Below are 16,575 nucleotides of genomic sequence, written 5' to 3'. Positions count from 1 at the left end.
CGCTGAGCATGGATACCCAAACCCTGATTTACCTCTTCGTCGGCGCGACCTTCGCGCTGTATATCGGCATCGCCATCTGGACCCGCGCGGGTTCGACCAGCGAGTACTACGTCGCGAGCAAGGGCGTGAACCCGGTACTCAACGGCATGGCGACCGGTGCCGACTGGATGTCCGCGGCCTCGTTCATCTCCATGGCGGGGATCATCGCGTTCGCAGGCTACGACGGCTCGGTCTACCTGATGGGCTGGACCGGCGGTTACGTGCTCCTGGCGATGTGCCTGGCGCCCTACCTGCGCAAGTTCGGCAAGTTCACCGTGCCCGAGTTCGTCGGTACGCGGTATTACTCGCAGACTGCGCGCGTCGTGGCTGTGATCTGCGTGATCTTCATCTCCTTCACCTACGTGGCCGGGCAGATGCGCGGCGTCGGTATCGTCTTCTCGCGTTATCTGGAAGTCGATATCAACACCGGTGTGATGATCGGCATGGCCATCGTGTTCTTCTATTCCGTGCTCGGCGGTATGAAGGGCATCACCTACACCCAGGTGGCGCAGTACTGCGTGATGATCTTCGCCTACATGGTGCCTGCAATCTTCATCTCGATGATGGTGACCGGCAACCCGATCCCGCAACTGGGCTTCGGTAGCGAAGTCAGCGGTACCGGCGAATCCGTACTGGCCCGCCTCAACGGTCTGGGCGCGGAACTGGGCTTCACGCCCTATACCGATGGCAGCAAGTCCACCACCGACATCTTCTTCATCACCATGGCGCTGATGGTCGGTACCGCGGGCCTGCCCCACGTGATCGTTCGCTTCTTCACCACCCCGACCGTACGTGATGCGCGCAAGTCGGCCGGTTACGCCCTGCTGTTCATCGCCATCCTGTACACCACCGCACCGGCAGTTGCCGCCTTCGCGCGGACCAACCTCCTGACCTCGGTACCCAACACCAGCTACGCCGAAGTACCGGAATGGTTCAAGACCTGGGAAAACGCGGGTCTGATCGCCTGGATGGACAAGAACAACGACGGCGTCATCCAGTACGGCCCGGGCGCTGCCTTCGCTGGCAAGCCGACCTACAGCGCCGATCGTGGGGCATCAGGGGAGCGCCTGCTGACCAACGCGCCTACGCCGGCTGCGTCCGAGGTGTATGTCGACAACGACATCATGGTTCTGGCCAACCCGGAAATCGCCGGCTTGCCGGGCTGGGTAATCGCGCTGATCGCCGCGGGTGGCCTCGCGGCTGCGTTGTCGACTGCTGCCGGTCTGCTGCTGGTGATCTCGACGTCGATCTCCCACGACCTGCTCAAGAGCAACATCAGGCCGAACATCAGCGAGAAGGGCGAGCTGTTGGCCGCACGTATCGCGGCAGGTGTCGCGGTGGTCATCGCGGGTCTGTTCGGTATCTACCCGCCAGCCTTCGTGGCGCAGGTGGTGGCGTTCGCCTTCGGCCTTGCGGCGGCGTCGTTCTTCCCGGTCATCGTCATGGGGATCTTCTCCAAGAAGATGAACAAGGAAGGCGCCATCGCCGGCATGATCGTCGGGCTGACGTTCACCTTCTGCTACATCGTCTACTACAAGTTCATCAACCCGACTGCGGGTCCGAACGAATGGTGGTTCGGTATTTCGCCGGAAGGCATCGGTACCTTGGGCATGATCTTCAACTTCATCGCTGCCGTGGTCGTGGCCAAGTTCACCGCGCCGCCGCCAGCTGAAATCCAGACGTTGATCGAAGACATCCGCGTACCGCGCGGAGCCGGGGCGGCCATCGATCATTGATCGCCAACCCGTGAAATGAAAAGGCGCCGGAGAGATCCGGCGCCTTTTTTTGTGGTTGCGAGCGCGTCCTTGATTTGCGGTGTCGAAGCGCATCGCCCAGTGGGCCTAGCAGGGAACTGCGAACGCGATCCCCGCGGCCAGGTTCAGCGGAAAGAAAGCGGGATCGGGTGTTTGGCGATCGTTTCAAATCGAAGGTATTCAGTCCGTCACACCTGGGGATTAATGCAGCGACTTGCGCAGACGCGACAGGGCGCCGAAGAAGAACGCCGTGCCGATGGCCGCCAGCGCCAGCAGCTGTGGCCAGACCACCGAGGCGCCGGCACCGCGGAAGAGGATGGCCTGGGCCAGTTCGACGAAATGCGTGGTCGGGGCTGCCAGCATGATGTCCTGGACCAACACCGGCATGCTCTCGCGTGGCGTCATGCCGCCCGAGAGGATCTGCAGCGGCAGCAGCACGAGGATGATCAGCAGGCCCAGCTGGGGCATCGAGCGGGCCAGGGTGCCGAAGAAGATCCCCATCGAGGTGGTGGCGAACAGGTGCAGGGTGACCCCGCCGAGGAACAGCAGGGTGGAGCCTGGGATCGGCACGGCCAGCCAGCCCTCGATGACGAAACGCAGGGAGAGGGCCGTCGCCAGCAGCACCACGACGCCCATTGACCAGACCTTGGCGGACATGATTTCGAAGGGGGTGACCGGCATCACCAGCAAGTGCTCGATGGTGCCGTGTTCGCGCTCGCGGATCAGCGCGGCGCCGGTGAGGATGATCGACAACATGGTGATCTGACTGACGATGGCGTTGATGGCGCCGAACCAGGACTGGACCAGGTTGGGGTTGTAGGCCATGTGCACCACGGCCTGGACCGGGGTCGCGCTGGCGCCTCGGTAACGCCTGAGGAATTCCATCACCTCGTCGTCGATGATCCGCTGGATGTGCCCGGCGCCGCTGAAGGCTTGGCTGATCTGGGTGGCGTCGACGTTCAGCTGGATGGTCGGTCGGCGCCCGGCGAGCAGATCCCGCTGAAAGCCTGGCGGAATGTTCAGGGTGAAGGTGTAGCGCCCCGTATCCATGCCGCCGTCCATTTCACTGAGGGTGATGTAGCTCGGCTTGAGGAAATAGGGCTCCTGGAAGCCATCGATGATGCGCGCGGAGAGTTGCGAACGGTCTTCGTCGACCACGGCGATGGTGGCGTGGAACGGCGATTCCGGGACGCCGGTGGCCTGCGAGTAGATGCTCAGGGTGAAGGAGTAGACGATCAGCAGCAGCAGGGCCGGGTCGCGGTACAGGCTGCGCAGCTCCTTGATGCCCAATTGCAGGATGTTGCTCAGTTTGCGCATCGTCATTTTTCCTGCTTCTTCAGGCCGGCGATGCTCAGCAGCATCAGCACGGGAATGGTCAGCAGCAGGGGAATGAAATAGCCGTACAGGTCTGGCAGGCCGAGGGCCTTGGAGAACACGCCCCGGCTGATGGTCAGGAAATGGCTGGTCGGGTAGAGGTGCCCGATCAGGGCGCTGGCGCCCTCCATCGCCGACACGGGGTGGAGCAGGCCGGAGAACTGGGTGGCGGGTACCAGGGTGGCGATGGCGGTGCCGAAGATCGCGGCGATCTGGCTGTTGAGCGCGGCCGAGATCAGCAGGCCGAGGCCCGTGGCGCAGAACACGTACAGCAGCGCGCCGATGGTCAGCGACAGCATGCTGCCCTTGATCGGCACGTCGAATACCAGCACCGAGAGGGTGACCAGCATGAAGAAGTTGACCATGCCCAGGGCGACGTAAGGCAGCTGTTTGCCGAGCAGAAACTCCAGGCGGGTGACCGGCGTGACGTAGAAATTGGTGATCGAGCCGAGCTCCTTTTCGCGGACCACGCCGAGCGCGGTCAGCATCGCCGGGATCATCATCAGCAGGATCGGGATGACTGCCGGCACCATGGCCGGAAGGCTCCTCACATCGGGGTTGTAGCGGTAGCGCAGGGCGACGTCGTACGATGCGCTCGTCGCGCCCTGGGTCGCCTGCTGGGCGAGCTGCTGCAGATAGCTCTGGTGGATGCCCTGCACGTAGCCTTGAATCGTGTTGGCCCGTGTCGGCATGGCGCCATCGATCCAGAAACCGATCTCCGGCACGTCCCCGCGCTTGAGATCACGGCCGAAGCCGGGCGGGATTTCCACCGCCAGGGCGATGTCGCCGGTGCGCATGCGCTGGTCGAGCTCTTCGTAGTTTCGCAGTGGTGCCTTTTCGACGAAATAGCGCGAGCCGGCGATGTTTTCGACATAGGCCGCGCTGGTCGTGGTCTGGTCGCGGTCCAGTACCGCGTAGCTCAGGTCCTCCACGTCCATGCTGATGCCATAGCCCATGATGAACATCAGCAGTACCGTGCCGGCCAGCGCCAGGGTGGCGCGGATCGGGTCACGGCGCAGTTCCATGGATTCGCGCTGGGCATAGCTGTACAGGCGGCGCAGGCTGAAGCGCGACCGGCTGGCGCTGCCGCTCGGTGCCGGAGTCTCGGGTGTGGTGTCCGGCCCGCTCTGGTCATCGTCGACGACGTCCCGCAGGTAGGCGATGAAGGTCTGTTCCAGTGTCGGCAGGCCGCGCTTGTCCATCAGCGCCTGCGGCGTGTCGCTGTCCAGCACGCGGCCGGCGTGCATCATCGACATGCGGTCGCAGCGCAGCGCCTCGTTCATGAAATGGGTGGAAATGAAGATGGTCACGCCGTCCTCGCGTGACAGCTTGACCAGCAACTCCCAGAAGCCGTCGCGGGCGATCGGGTCGACCCCTGAGGTGGGTTCGTCGAGGATCAGGATTTCCGGCCTGTGGATCACCGCCACCGCCAGCGACAGGCGCTGACGCACACCGAGGGGCAGGTCGCTCGGCAACTGGTCGGCGACGCCCGCGAGGGAGAAGCGCTCAAGCATATCCTGCACGCGTGCCGGGCGCTGCTCGGCGGAAATGTGGAACAGCCGCGCATGCAGCTCGAGGTTCTGCAACACCGTCAGTTCGCTGTACAGCGAGAACGCCTGGGACATGTAGCCGACCCGTCGTCGGGTCTCGATGTCCCTTGGGTCCACAGGCTGACCGAACAGGAAGGCTTCCCCTTCGGTGGCCGGTTGCAGGCCGGTGAGCATCTTCATGGTGGTGGACTTGCCACACCCGTTGGAGCCGAGGAAACCGAAGATCTCCCCGCGCTCGATGCGAAAGTCCACGTGGTCCACGGCTACGAAGTCGCCGAAGCGGCAGGTCAAGCCGTGGGCCTCGATGGCGATCGCGTCCTTGCCGGTGGCGCGCTGGCGCGGCGGGATCACCAGCGCCTGGTGGCCGCGGCGCTTCGCTTCCGGCAGCAGGGCGATGAAGGCTTCCTCCAGGCTGTCGCTGCCGGTGCGCTCGAGCAACGCCTGCGGCGTGCCGGTATCCAGCACCTTGCCGTCGTCCATGGCCACCAGCCAGTCGAAGCGTTGGGCCTCGTCCATGTAGGCGGTGGCGACGATCACGCTCATCCCGGGGCGGCGCTGGCGGATGCGCTCGATCAGCTCCCAGAACTGGTTGCGCGCCAGCGGGTCGACGCCGGTGGTGGGCTCGTCGAGGATCAGCAGGTCGGGGTCGTGGATCAGCGCGCAGCACAGCCCGAGCTTCTGCTTCATGCCGCCGGAGAGCTTGCCGGCCGGGCGTTCGGTAAAGGGCGCCAGACCGGTGCTGCGGGTCAGATCGGCAATTCGCGCCTGGCGCTCCTCGGCGTCCTGGCCGAACAGGCGGCCAAAGAAGTCGAGATTCTCGAACACGGTCAGCGTGGGGTAGAGGTTCTTGCCCAGCCCCTGCGGCATGTAGGCGATACGCGGGCAGACCTCGCGTCGGTGGGCGGGATCGGCCATGTCACCGTCGAGCACCCGAATCGCGCCATCCTGTATCCGGCGCGCACCGGCTATCAGCGCCAGCAGGCTGGACTTGCCGACCCCGTCCGGACCGATCAGGCCGATCATGCGATTGGCGGGGATGTCGAGGGTGATGCCGTCCAGCGCCGCCGTCGCCCCGTAATGCAGACCGACGCCCTCCAGCCGCGCCACCGAAGCAGTGTTCGCGGTCATTGCTCGACCCGGGTCTGCAGCGCTTCGGGCCACTCGGCGGCGGCGTCGAGTTTCAGGTAAGCCATGCCGGGCAAGCCGGTCTTGACCTGTTCGAGATGCTCCTTGAGCAGCTGCGGATCGATGCGCGCCTTGACCCGGAACATCAGTTTTTCCCGTTCGCTGGCGGTTTCCACGGTCTTGGGCGTGAACTGCGCGACGCTGGCGACGAAGGTGATCTTCGCCGGGATCACATACTGGGGGGCGGCATCCAGGACCAGTCGCACGTCCGAGCCGAGCGCGACGCGCCCCGCCTGCTGAGCAGGCAGGAAGACGTTCATGTAGACATCGTTGAGATCGACCAGGTTGAGGACCCTGCCGCCCGCGGCCAGCACCTCGCCGGGCTGGGCGATGCGGTATTGCACCCGGCCAGCGCGTGGCGCCTTGAGCTGGCTGTCCTCGATGTCGGCCTGCAGACGCCGGACGCTGGCCTGTTCGGCCTCCTGGGCGGATTCGGCTTCGATGACCTGTGACTGCGCGGCCTCGATGCCCGCCTGGGCCGACAATACCTGGGAGCGGGCCGCGCTGAGAGCGGCCTGGGCGCTCTGGTAGGCGGCGAGGTCATCATCGAGTTGCTGGCGGGCCAGGGCGTTGCGCGCGACCAGTGTTTCCGTGCGCTGATGGCGCTTGCGGGAGGCCTCCAGCTCGGCCTGGCGCTGATGCACGACCGCTTCGGCGGTCGCCTTCTCGCTGATGCGCAGCGTCACCTGGGCGTTTGCCGTGCGTATGGCGTTCTGTGCCTTGCGAACCCCGGCCTCGGCCTGGCTCAGCTGGGCTTCAAGCACTTGGGTGTCCATGCGCGCCAGTGTCTGTCCGGCTTCGACGAAGTCCCCCTCGTCGACGAGGATATCCAGGAGCCGGCCGGCGAGCTTGCTGGCGACGTCCACTTCGGTGGCCTCGATCCGGCCATTGGCGCTGGCGAAGCCGTCACCGAGGCCGCTGGGGCGCAATTCCATCCAGATCAGTACGGCCATCCCGGCTAGAACCGCGGCCGCGATCAGGATCTTGGCCAGTTTCTTCTTTCCTTTCAGATCCATTGCGTCACCTTCATGTTCTGCCGTGAGGCATGCGTTGTGCTGCAGTACGGGACCCGAGAAGCAGGACCGCACCGAAACCGCCGATCAGCCGTTCCGGCGAATGCTGATGTGGGCACTGATGCGCGCTCACGCCGTGTCATTGGGGTGCCTGGGCGTAATGCCTGGTGTCGGCGTCGGGCTTGCCAGCTGTACACGCATGGGGCGGGTCAGCTCTTTCCCGGCATCTCCGTGAAGCGGCCTCGCTGCAGCGATCCGCGGGTCGATCCCGTCAACCGAAGTCCGTCGAGCGTGACGATTCAGTACCGGTTGATCCTTCGACATGACACTTTCCTCCGCCAATGCCGGGACGCCTCAGGATTGTCCTCAGTACGATCCTAGACCTTCGCAAGGCCTGCCATGATTTGGATCATCGAAAGCGTCTGAGGGCCAGCATTCTTCCCGGGCCATTGAGTGCGAGAAAGCGATGAGCGGGATAGGCATCGGACAGGTTCATGGGCACTTCGATGCGGCGCGTAACAGCACCCTGTTCGGCCAGCAGGCGCTGTCATCCGCTAAGTACCGCCAATGATGCTCTGACCGCCGCCGGGAGCCATGCGTCGGCCAATTTGCCTCCACGCCCGAACGGTCATGGTGAGGCGGTAGTGCAGAAGGCAGTCGGGCTGGTTGTGTCGATAGCCCTGCGCAGCGGCTGCGGCGACCCGCTGCGCAAGAGACCCTCGTCAGCGTGGGAGCTTCTTGCGCCGCCTCAACAGGGGCCAGGTCCCCAGCACTGCGGGAATGCCCAGCCCGAGCCAGGCAGGCGCGTCCCACAAGCCGTCGCCGAGCAGGGCGGCGAACAGGCCGAAAGCGCTCAGCAGGGCGATCAGCGTGGGCAGTAGAAAGGTAGAACGGCGCCAGCTCATTGCAGCACCGCGCGGCCGACGCTGGCGTTGCGCCGGCGAGCCCACCAGAGGTAGAGCCCGCTGACCAGCACGACGATGGTCAGCACGTCGAGCACCGCCCACAGAAGCTGCATCGGCAGCCCGCCGTAGTCGCCGAAGTGCAACGGCGAGGACAGTGCCAGCGCGTCCATGTACCAGGGGCGCTCGCCGACGGCCGTGACCTCGAGGGTCTGGGCGTCGATCAGCACCGGCTTCGACAGGTGCGAGGTCAGGTGCGTGCTGCCTTTCATGAATACCGCGTAGTGGTGCTCGCTGGAGAAGCGCGTACCCGGAAAGGCGATGAAATCCACCTCCATGCCGGGCGTCGCCTCGCCGGCGATCTGCAGCAGCCTGTCCGGTGGCGCAAGGCGCTCTGGAGGAGGCAGGTCGCGGTAGGGCGCGACCATTGCCATCAGCGACTCGCTGCGCCACGCCGCGATCAGCAGGTCGGCGGTGGCGCTGATCACGCCGGTCACGCCCACCGCGCAGACCCAGCTGAGCGTGACGATACCGATCAGGTTGTGAAGGTCCAGCCAGCGGGTGCGGGTGGATTTCTCGTGGCGCACCTGGGCGAACTCCAGCCGGCGCATGAAGGGCGCATAGAGCACCACGCCCGAGATGATCGCGATGACGAAGAGGATGCCCATGAAGGCCAGCAGCAGCTTGCCGGGCAGCCCGGCGAACATGTCCACGTGCATGCGCAGGAAGAACATCAGCAGCCCGCCATTGGCGGCCGGCATCTCCACGGCTTCTGCGGTGCGCGCATCGAGCATGAAGGTATGCGACGAGTTCGGCTCGGTCGCGGCGGTCGCCGCCATGATCGCGACGACGCCATTCGGGTCGTCCTCGTCCCAGCCCATGTACTGCATGACCTCGCCTGGGCGATGCCGCTCGGCGGCCTGGACCAGCTGCTGCAGGCTCAGCTGCGGCGTATCGGCCGGCATCTCACGCAGCTGCGGCGCCTCGCCGAGCAGGTGTTCGAGCTCATGGTGAAAGATCAGCGGCAGGCCGGTCACGGCCAGCAGCAAGATGAACAGGGTGCAGATGAGGCTGGTCCAGGTGTGGATGAAGGACCAGCGGCGGATGGTGGTGCTTTTCATGACTGTCCAAAAATAAAGGGCCGCTCGTCGTGAGCGGCCCTGGTCCATCGGCTCGGTGCTGGGCGATCAGAAGTCGATCGTTGCGCTGACGGAGAGGGTGCGTGGCGCACCAAGGACGAGGTAGTTGGAACCCGGATAGCCCCCCGTGGAGGCCCAGTAATCGCGGCCGGTGGCATTGTCCAGACGGGCGCGCAGGGTGACGTCACGATCTTCGATGGTCATGCGGTAGCGTGCGCCGAGATCCAGCCGGGTCCAGGATGGGATTTCCAGGTCGTTGGCAGTATTCACGTACTGGCTGCTGGTATAGACGACCCGGCTGGTCAGGGTCAGTCCCGGTAATCCTGGTACGTCCCATTCCCCGCCGATATTGGCCTGGGCGCGCGGTACGCCGATGGCATGGTTGCCTTCATCGATGCCGTCTTGCGTTTTTGTCAGCTCGCTGTCGAGCAATGTCAGGCCACCCAGGACGCGCACGCCGAAAACGGGCTCGCCAAACATGCTCAGTTCAATACCGCGATTGCGCTGTTCTCCGCCTTCGCGGAAGACCCGGTCGGAGAGGACACCGAACGGCCTCTCGGTGTTGAAGACCGCCAGGCTCCCGCCCAGGAAGCCGCCGTCGTACTTGAGACCGACTTCGGTCTGCTTGGTGACATGCGGTTCCAGTGACTGACCGGCGTTGTCCACAGGTACGATCGTTCCATCGGGAAGCGTGGTGGTGCCAGGCGCTGTATCGCCTCTGGCCAGGCCCTCGATGTAGTTCGCATAGGCCGACAGCTCATCGGTCAGCTTGTAGACCACGCCCGCGACCGGGGTGGTTTCATAGCGGTTGTCTTTCGAGGTGCGATTGCCGGTGTCGTTGTCGTAGTTCCTGGTTTCGATGCCCTGGCGACGGGCACCGAGGGTGACCAGCAGGCGGTCATCGAGGAAGCCGAGGGTGTCGGCGATGGCCAGGCTCTGGGTCTGAACTCGCTGGGAGCGCTTGGGATCGGACATGGAGCCCCCGCTGAAGGTAATCGGCGGAAGGGCTGCGTCGAACGGGTCGTATAGATCCCCGGCGAAGTTCCCCGACATGGCCCAGGCGTTGCGTTCCTCCGAATGGAACGTGGCGGCCGACACGACCCATTGGTGGCTGACCGTGCCCGTCAGGGCCATACCGCGCAGTCCGATTTCCCCGGTCGACACCTTGTCCTCCCGGCTGTTGTCGAAGCGCGAGAACGTGGTGGCGCCAGGGCCGGCATAGCTTGGGCCTGCCAGTCGATTCCTTTCCTCTCCATCGCGTACGCCGGCGGCCAGCCAGCCCGTCATCGAGTTGGAGAAATCGTACTCGGCGCGGAAGGTGCCGAACGTCTGCTTCTCCTTCGAATAGGTCCAGGGTTGGCCAAAGTTGTCCTTGGCATCCGGTGCGCTGGGGATAGCGCCTACGGGCGTCACGCTCGGGCGTGGGGTATCGAGGAAATGATATTGGTGACCGATGTCGGCGGACAGACGGAAATTGTCGCCCTGGTAGTCCAGGCCGAGGGCGAACATATCGAGCGTGCGGCTTTCGTCGTCGATCGTAGTGTCGCCGTCATGCTTGGCCGCATTCAGACGCACGCCGAAGCGATTGCCCTCACCGAAGCGGCGGCCGATGTCGGCCGCCGCGACGCCTTGACCGCCATTTTCCGCGCCCAGAGTCAGGCGCGTCAGCGGCTCGTTGGGCGCTCGCTTGGGCAGCAGGTTGATCATGCCGCCCATACCGGTGCTGCCAGGCGCTGCGCCGTTGAGGAAAGCACTGGCGCCACGGAAGACTTCCGCACGCTCGATGAATTCGGCTGCAACGTACTGGCGCGGTAGCAACCCATACAGGCCGTTGTAGGAAATGTCGTCTGAAAAGAGCGGAAAACCGCGGACTACATACAGCTCCTGCATGTTGCCGAAACCGCGCGCCACGCGTACCGATGGATCGTTCTGCATGATGTCCGACACGCTGCGCGCCTGCTGATCCTGGATCAGCTGAGAGGTATAGGCCGTTGAGGTGAACGGCGTATCCATGTAGTCCTGATTGCCGAGGATCCCCACCCGACCGCCGCGTGCAACCTGCTCGCCCGCGTAGGGCTGGGTCAGACCGCCTGCCGAGGCGTCGGCGGCGACCACGGTTGTGTCGGACAACTCGACTGGCTCGCTCGATGCTGGCGCATTGGCAGGTTGCTCCTGCGCCATGGCCGGAGTGGCGGCAAGGCTGACGGCCAGGCAGAGGGGCAGAAGGGCGAAACCGTGACCCGAAAGACGCGACGGATGGATGCTGGGCATTGGGAGGCCTGTGGCGTGGTCCAGTGATGGAAAGCACTGCCGATCGGCGTCGAGCGGCAGGTGTAAGGCCGCAACTATAGGCATGGTGATAACGATTCGCAACATTGTTTCTATCTGGCCCAGTCGGGTCGGCGAGGGCCTTGGCTCGGCCTTCTTGGACCGTGGATTTCAGAGCGAATGAGCCTGCTTGCGGCGCCTCCACTGATTCAGCTGTTCGTGCAAGGTGGCAAGATTGTCCAAACCCTGCCGCCGAGCGCGGCTGAACAGGATCAGGGCCAGCTCGGCGGTCACCAGGGCGTCGGCGCTGGCGTGGTGGCGCTGCTGGACCTGCAGATTGAAACGCTTTGCCCAATCGTCCAGTCCGCCGTTGCGCGGGCACTCGTCGGGACAGAGCATTGGGGCCAGTTCGGCCACGTCGAGGAAGGAATGGCGCAGCCGGTAACCCAGCGTCTGCCTCAGGGCGCGGGCAAGCATCCGCTGGTCGAAGCCGGCGTGAAAGGCGAGCACGGGACTGGTGCCGACGAACGCCATGAAATCCAGCAGGGCATCGGCCGGTTCGCTACCCAGCGCCAGCGCGCTCGGGGCGATGCCGTGGATGAGCACACTTTCGCTGACTTTTTGATCGGGCCGGTAGAGAGTCCGCTCGAACTGCTCGCCGAGATCGATACCGCCGTCCTCGATGACTACGGCACCGATCGACAGCACCAGGTCTCGCTTGGTGTTCAGGCCGCTGGTTTCCAGATCGAGCACCACCAGGCGTTGCTGGGGCAGCGGGCGGTCGTCCAGCGGATCGGGCTCCGGCAGCTCCGCCAGCCGGCGTTGCTGCTCGGCATCCAGCGCCTTCTGCTGCGGCTTGTTGAACCAGGGAAAATTCATAGCTGATAACGCAGGGCGAGGCTGCTCTGCAGGCGCTGGGCCTGGCGGAAGGATTCGCGCAGGATGCGCCGATCCAGGTGGTTGAGGTTGTCCGGGTCGAGGCGGTTGGAGTAGGGCTGGCCCAGCCGTGCCTGATTCTGGTGTTCCTGCATCCGGGTCTGCTGGATGAAGTGGTAGGCCTCCTCGTAGGCGGCGCCGTCCTTGGCGTCGATCACCTTGGCGTCGACCAGCAGGCGCAGGCGTTCGAGGGTATTGGTCGCGCCGATCCCGTGGCTCAGGGCTAGCAGCCTGGCACCGTCGACGAAAGGCGTCAGTCCCTGCACTTTCAGGTCCAGGGTGTCTTTCTCTGCCCCCTTGCGCGCCACCAAAAAGTCGCGGAAGCGGCCCACCGGCGGGCGATGGCGCAGTGCGGTTTCGGCCAGCATGCGCTGGAACAGGCTGTTGCTCTGGATTTCCTCGAGCAGGGCGTGGCGCAGCTGCTCGCAGCCATCGGCCGGGCCCCACACGGAGCGCAGGTCGAAGTAGATGGTGCAGCCGAGCAGGTTTTCCGGCGTCGACTCGCGCACGAAGGTCCTGAAGCGCTTGCCCCATTCCAGGCGAGACAGGCACAGCTGCGGATTGCCCGCCATGATGTTGCCCTTGCACAGGGTGAAGCCGCAGGTGGCCAGGTCGTGGTTGATGCGTTCGGCCAGCGGCAGCAGCCGACCGCGGATGCTGGCCGCTTCGGCGGCATCCTCGGCCTCGAACAGGATGCCGTTGTCCTGGTCGGTGTGCAGTGTCTGCTCGCGTCGCCCTTCGCTGCCGAAGCAGAGCCAGGTGAAGGGTACGCCGGGGTCACCCAGCTCCTCGATCGCCAGCTCGATCACGCGGCAGACGGTGTGGTCGTTGAGCAGGGTGATGATGTGGGTGATCTGGGTGGACGAGGCGCCGTGCGCCAGCATGTTGTCGACCAGCTGGCGAATGTCGCTGCGCATGGCCGCCAGCGTCTGCACCCGCGACGCATTGCGGATGGTCCGCGCCATGTGCACCAGGTCCACGCGCTGCAGGGAGAACAGGTCTCGCTCGGAGACCACCCCCCGCAGCTTGCCGTCGCTGACCACGCAGACGTGGGCGATATGGCGCTCGGTCATGGCGATCGCCGCGTCGAACGCCGTGGCATCCGGCGGCAGGTGGAAAGGCTCCTGTGTCATCAGCCCCTCGATGGGCTGGCTGAGGTCACAGGCGCCATCGGCAATGACCCGGCGCAGGTCGCGCAGGGTGAAGATGCCCAGCGGCCGGCGCTCGTCGTCGACGATGACGATGCTGCCGACATGCTGCTCGTGCATGGTCCGCACCGCTTCGTTGAGTGGCGTCGAAGGCGGGCAGGACACCGGCTTCTGCAGGGCCAGGCTGCCGAGGCGGGTATCGAGCGAATACTGCGCGCCGAGGCTTTCCACCGCGCGCAACTGCACCTGCTGGTTGACTTGCTCGAGCAGGCTGCTGACGCCGCGCAGAGCGAAATCACGCAGCGGCCCGGAGAGGGCGAAGAGCTTGATGAAGGCCGGCTTGTTGAGCAGCAGGCAGAAGGTGTCGTCAGCCGCCAGGTGCTCGGTACGGGTCGCGCGCTCGCCGATCAGCGCGGCCATCGGGAAGCATTCGCCCGCGGTGATCTCGAAGGTGGTCTCCGTCCCACGCCTGGCTGAATGTGGCCGCTCCCCATGCACTCGGCCCTGCTTGACGATATAGAAATGCTCGACCGGGCCGTCGTCGGGTTTGATGATCGATTCCCCGGCGCTGTAGAAGCGCAGCTGGCAGTTCTCCACCAGAAACGCCAGGTGGGCGCTTTCCATCTGGTTGAACGGCGGGTATCGACGCAGGAACTCCATGGTGCCGTGGATGTTCTGCAGCACTGCAGTTTTCCCCGCCTCGGCGAAGGCATCGGCTTTGCTCATGGCTGGCTTTCCATTTTTGTTTTTGATCTTGGCGAGGAGCCCGCGGGTCGCCCATTGGACGTAAGTCTAGTGAAGACAGCGAGCTGTGCGGATCGTCCGCTGCTACCCGGCGGCACCAGGTGCGATTTGCGCGCAAAAAAAAGCCGACGCGGACGTCGGCTTTTTTCCTGGTGCAGGCCGGGCATGCAGCGTCTAGCCGAGCGCCTGCAACGCGCTCAAGCGGCGGTCAATGGCTTTTTGTGGTGCTCGACGGCGAATATTGCATGAGCGTCTGGGCAAATAGCATGGCGCCGGCGTGCCTGCTTTAATCAGGCATTGGCGGGCGCGCCAGCGCTGTCGCGTCAACCGTATCGACCATTTGCGAGGATCACTCATGAATCACTTGGTACTGACCATCATCGCCGAGGACCAGCCCGGGCTGGTCGGGCGCATCGCCGACTGCATCGCCGGGCAGGGCGGCAACTGGCTGGAAAGTCGCATGTCGCGGATGGCTGGGCAGTTCGCCGGCATTCTGCGGGTGGCGGTGCCGGGCGATGACCCCGCGCCTCTGGTCGACGCCCTCGAGGGGCTCAGCGGCCAAGGCATCCGCGTATTACTGGCGCCCAGCGGCAGCGAGCCGCAGAGCGGCTGGCAGGTCATCCAGCTGCGGCTGGTGGGGAATGATCGCCCAGGTATCGTGCGTGACATCAGCCGCGTTTTGGCCGAACAGGGCGTCAATCTGGAAAGTCTGGACACCGACGTGTTGCCTGCGCCGATGAGCAGTGAGCTGCTGTTCCATGCCGAGGCTCGGCTTGCGGTGCCGCCGCAGCTGTCGCTGGAACAGCTGCAGGCGCGCCTGGAGACGCTGGCAGATGATCTTATGGTCGAGCTGGAGCTGCAGCCAGCGGAGTGATCAGACTCCCCGGCGACGCAGGAGTCGCCAGGTGTCGAAGCTGTATACCAGCAACCCCGCCCAGATGAAGACGAAGGCGACCAGCTTGTCGGCCGGGAAGGGTTCATGGAAGACCTGCACCGCCAGGATCAGAATCAGCGTCGGCGCGATGTATTGAAGAAACCCGAGCGTGGAATAGGGCAGATGGCGTGCGGCGGCGTTGAAGCACAGCAACGGTATCAGCGTGACCGGCCCGGCGGCGATCAGCCAGAGCGTTTCCACGCGCTGCCATTGCGCGGGCTCGGCATATTCGCTGTGCCCGGAAAACATCAGCCAGGCCAACGCCACGGGCAGCAACAGCCAGGTCTCCACCACCAGGCCCGGCAGCGCAGCCACCGGCGCCTGCTTGCGCAGCAGCCCATAGACGCTGAACGTCAATGCCAGCACCATCGACACCCAGGGCAGTTGGCCGAGGGTGAACACTTGTTGCGCCACGCCCAAGGCGGCGAGCGCAACCGCCAGCCACTGCAGCGGGCGCAGCCGCTCGCGCAGCAGCACCAGGCCCAGCAGCACGTTGACCAGCGGATTGATGTAGTAACCGAGGCTGGCCTCGACCATATGGTCGTTGTTCACCGCCCAGACATAGATCAGCCAGTTGCTGGCGATCAGCAGACCACTCACTGCCAGAACGGCGATACGCCTGGGATGTGCGATCAGCTCCCGCCACCAGCCCGGATGCTTCCAGATCGACAACGCGAGCGCACCGAACAGCGCTGACCATATCGCTCGCTGGGTGACGATAAGCATCGGATCGAACACGGTGAGCAGTTTGAAGTAGAGCGGGAACAGGCCCCAGATCAGGTATGCGGCAAGGCCCAGGAGGTAGCCCTTGCGCAGGTCGGCGGTTGCCATGGAAGGATGATCGCAAGCAGTTGGAAGCCAGCTATTGTGCGCCGGAATCCAACTGTTGTCTGCGTAGCGCTAGCACCGGATAAGGTCAGGCCGGCGTGCCGGCGAGTTGCGGCGGCAGGCAGACGCCGGTGCCGCCCAGGCCGCAATAGCCGTTGGGGTTTTTGGCTAGATATTGTTGATGGTAGGCCTCGGCGTAATAGAACGTCGGTGCGTCGGCGATTTCAGTGGTGATCTCGCTATGGCCGGCGCGCTCGAGCTCGGCCTGGAAGGCCTCACGGCTGGCTTCTGCTGCTGACTTTTGTTCGGCGTCGAGGCAGTAGATCGCCGAACGGTACTGGGTGCCCAGATCATTGCCCTGGCGCATACCCTGGGTCGGGTTGTGCGCTTCCCAGAACAGTTTGAGCAAGGCTTCGTAGCTGGTCTGCGCCGGATCGAACACCACCAGTACCACTTCGGTGTGTCCGGTCAGGCCGGAGCAAACTTCCTCGTAGGTCGGATTGGGCGTCAGGCCACCGGCATAACCGGCTGCGGTGGTCCAGACACCAGGCTGTTGCCAGAACAGGCGCTCGACGCCCCAGAAACAGCCCATGCCGAAAACGGCCTGCTGCATTCCGGCTGGGAAGGGCCCTTGCAGGGCGTTGCCGTTGACATAGTGGGCTTCGGGCACCGGCATGGGCGTCGAGCGGCCAGGAAGCGCCTGCTCGGCGCTTGGCAGCGCTTGTTTATCAACCAGAATTTGCGATCGCAGGACCATGGAC

Annotated in this window: 12 protein-coding genes; 2 read left to right on the top strand and 10 right to left on the bottom strand. The window is 64.6% G+C overall.

Translation table 11 applies throughout. The features are described 5' to 3' along the window. The first annotated feature begins 8 nt into the window (after positions 1-8). A complete protein-coding gene (locus tag G7026_RS09455; protein WP_181070519.1) occupies positions 9-1,775 on the top strand; it encodes a sodium:solute symporter family protein in 1,767 nt (588 codons plus the stop codon). A 219-nt stretch (positions 1,776-1,994) separates the two neighbouring features. Here G7026_RS09455 and G7026_RS09450 read toward each other — a convergent pair whose 3' ends face one another. The 8 genes from G7026_RS09450 to G7026_RS09415 all read right to left on the bottom strand — a co-directional run bounded on the left by G7026_RS09450 (position 1,995) and on the right by G7026_RS09415 (position 14,034). Next, entirely contained in the window at positions 1,995-3,110 is a 1,116-nt protein-coding gene (locus G7026_RS09450) for an ABC transporter permease (protein WP_181070518.1), read from the bottom strand. Between the two features lie 2 nt (positions 3,111-3,112). Next, positions 3,113-5,845, bottom strand: coding sequence for a ribosome-associated ATPase/putative transporter RbbA (gene rbbA, locus G7026_RS09445; protein ID WP_181070517.1), 2,733 nt, complete (start codon positions 5,843-5,845; stop codon positions 3,113-3,115). After that, positions 5,842-6,855, bottom strand: coding sequence for an HlyD family secretion protein (locus tag G7026_RS09440; protein WP_375138198.1), 1,014 nt, complete (start codon positions 6,853-6,855; stop codon positions 5,842-5,844). Before G7026_RS09440 ends, rbbA begins: the two co-directional genes overlap by 4 nt. Positions 6,856-7,637: 782 nt before the next feature. Continuing rightward, the gene (locus G7026_RS09435) at positions 7,638-7,820 is read right to left on the bottom strand and encodes a hypothetical protein (protein WP_181070515.1); all 183 of its coding nucleotides are present in this window, start codon (positions 7,818-7,820) and stop codon (positions 7,638-7,640) included. Further along, the gene (locus G7026_RS09430; RefSeq protein WP_181070514.1) at positions 7,817-8,938 is read right to left on the bottom strand and encodes a PepSY-associated TM helix domain-containing protein; all 1,122 of its coding nucleotides are present in this window, start codon (positions 8,936-8,938) and stop codon (positions 7,817-7,819) included. Before G7026_RS09430 ends, G7026_RS09435 begins: the two co-directional genes overlap by 4 nt. Before the next feature lie 66 nt (positions 8,939-9,004). Then, positions 9,005-11,227, bottom strand: a complete 2,223-nt coding sequence (locus tag G7026_RS09425) for a TonB-dependent receptor (protein ID WP_181070513.1) — start codon at positions 11,225-11,227, stop codon at positions 9,005-9,007. Between the two features lie 168 nt (positions 11,228-11,395). Then, the gene (locus G7026_RS09420) at positions 11,396-12,103 is read right to left on the bottom strand and encodes a 3'-5' exonuclease (RefSeq protein WP_181070512.1); all 708 of its coding nucleotides are present in this window, start codon (positions 12,101-12,103) and stop codon (positions 11,396-11,398) included. After that, positions 12,100-14,034 carry a putative nucleotidyltransferase substrate binding domain-containing protein gene (locus tag G7026_RS09415; protein WP_181070511.1) on the bottom strand — a complete coding sequence of 645 codons (1,935 nt, stop codon included), beginning with the start codon at positions 14,032-14,034 and terminating at the stop codon, positions 12,100-12,102. The genes G7026_RS09420 and G7026_RS09415 overlap by 4 nt, the downstream gene beginning before the upstream one ends. A 373-nt stretch (positions 14,035-14,407) precedes the next feature. On the opposite strand from G7026_RS09415, the gene G7026_RS09410 reads away from it, so the two are divergent. After that, positions 14,408-14,926 (top strand): glycine cleavage system protein R, encoded by a 519-nt coding sequence (locus G7026_RS09410; RefSeq protein WP_181070510.1) that lies wholly within the window; start codon positions 14,408-14,410, stop codon positions 14,924-14,926. On the opposite strand, the gene rarD is transcribed toward G7026_RS09410, so the two are convergent. Beyond that, the gene (rarD, locus tag G7026_RS09405; RefSeq protein ID WP_181070509.1) at positions 14,927-15,817 is read right to left on the bottom strand and encodes an EamA family transporter RarD; all 891 of its coding nucleotides are present in this window, start codon (positions 15,815-15,817) and stop codon (positions 14,927-14,929) included. A gap of 85 nt (positions 15,818-15,902) precedes the next feature. After that, positions 15,903-16,571, bottom strand: a complete 669-nt coding sequence (gene msrA, locus G7026_RS09400; protein WP_181070508.1) for a peptide-methionine (S)-S-oxide reductase MsrA — start codon at positions 16,569-16,571, stop codon at positions 15,903-15,905. Between the last annotated feature and the right edge of the window lie 4 nt (positions 16,572-16,575).

This window comes from Stutzerimonas azotifigens (genome assembly GCF_013522725.1).
Classification (GTDB): domain Bacteria; phylum Pseudomonadota; class Gammaproteobacteria; order Pseudomonadales; family Pseudomonadaceae; genus Stutzerimonas; species Stutzerimonas azotifigens_A.
Note: the sequence above shows the minus strand (reverse complement) of the source record. Positions and strands in the feature narration are given on the sequence as shown.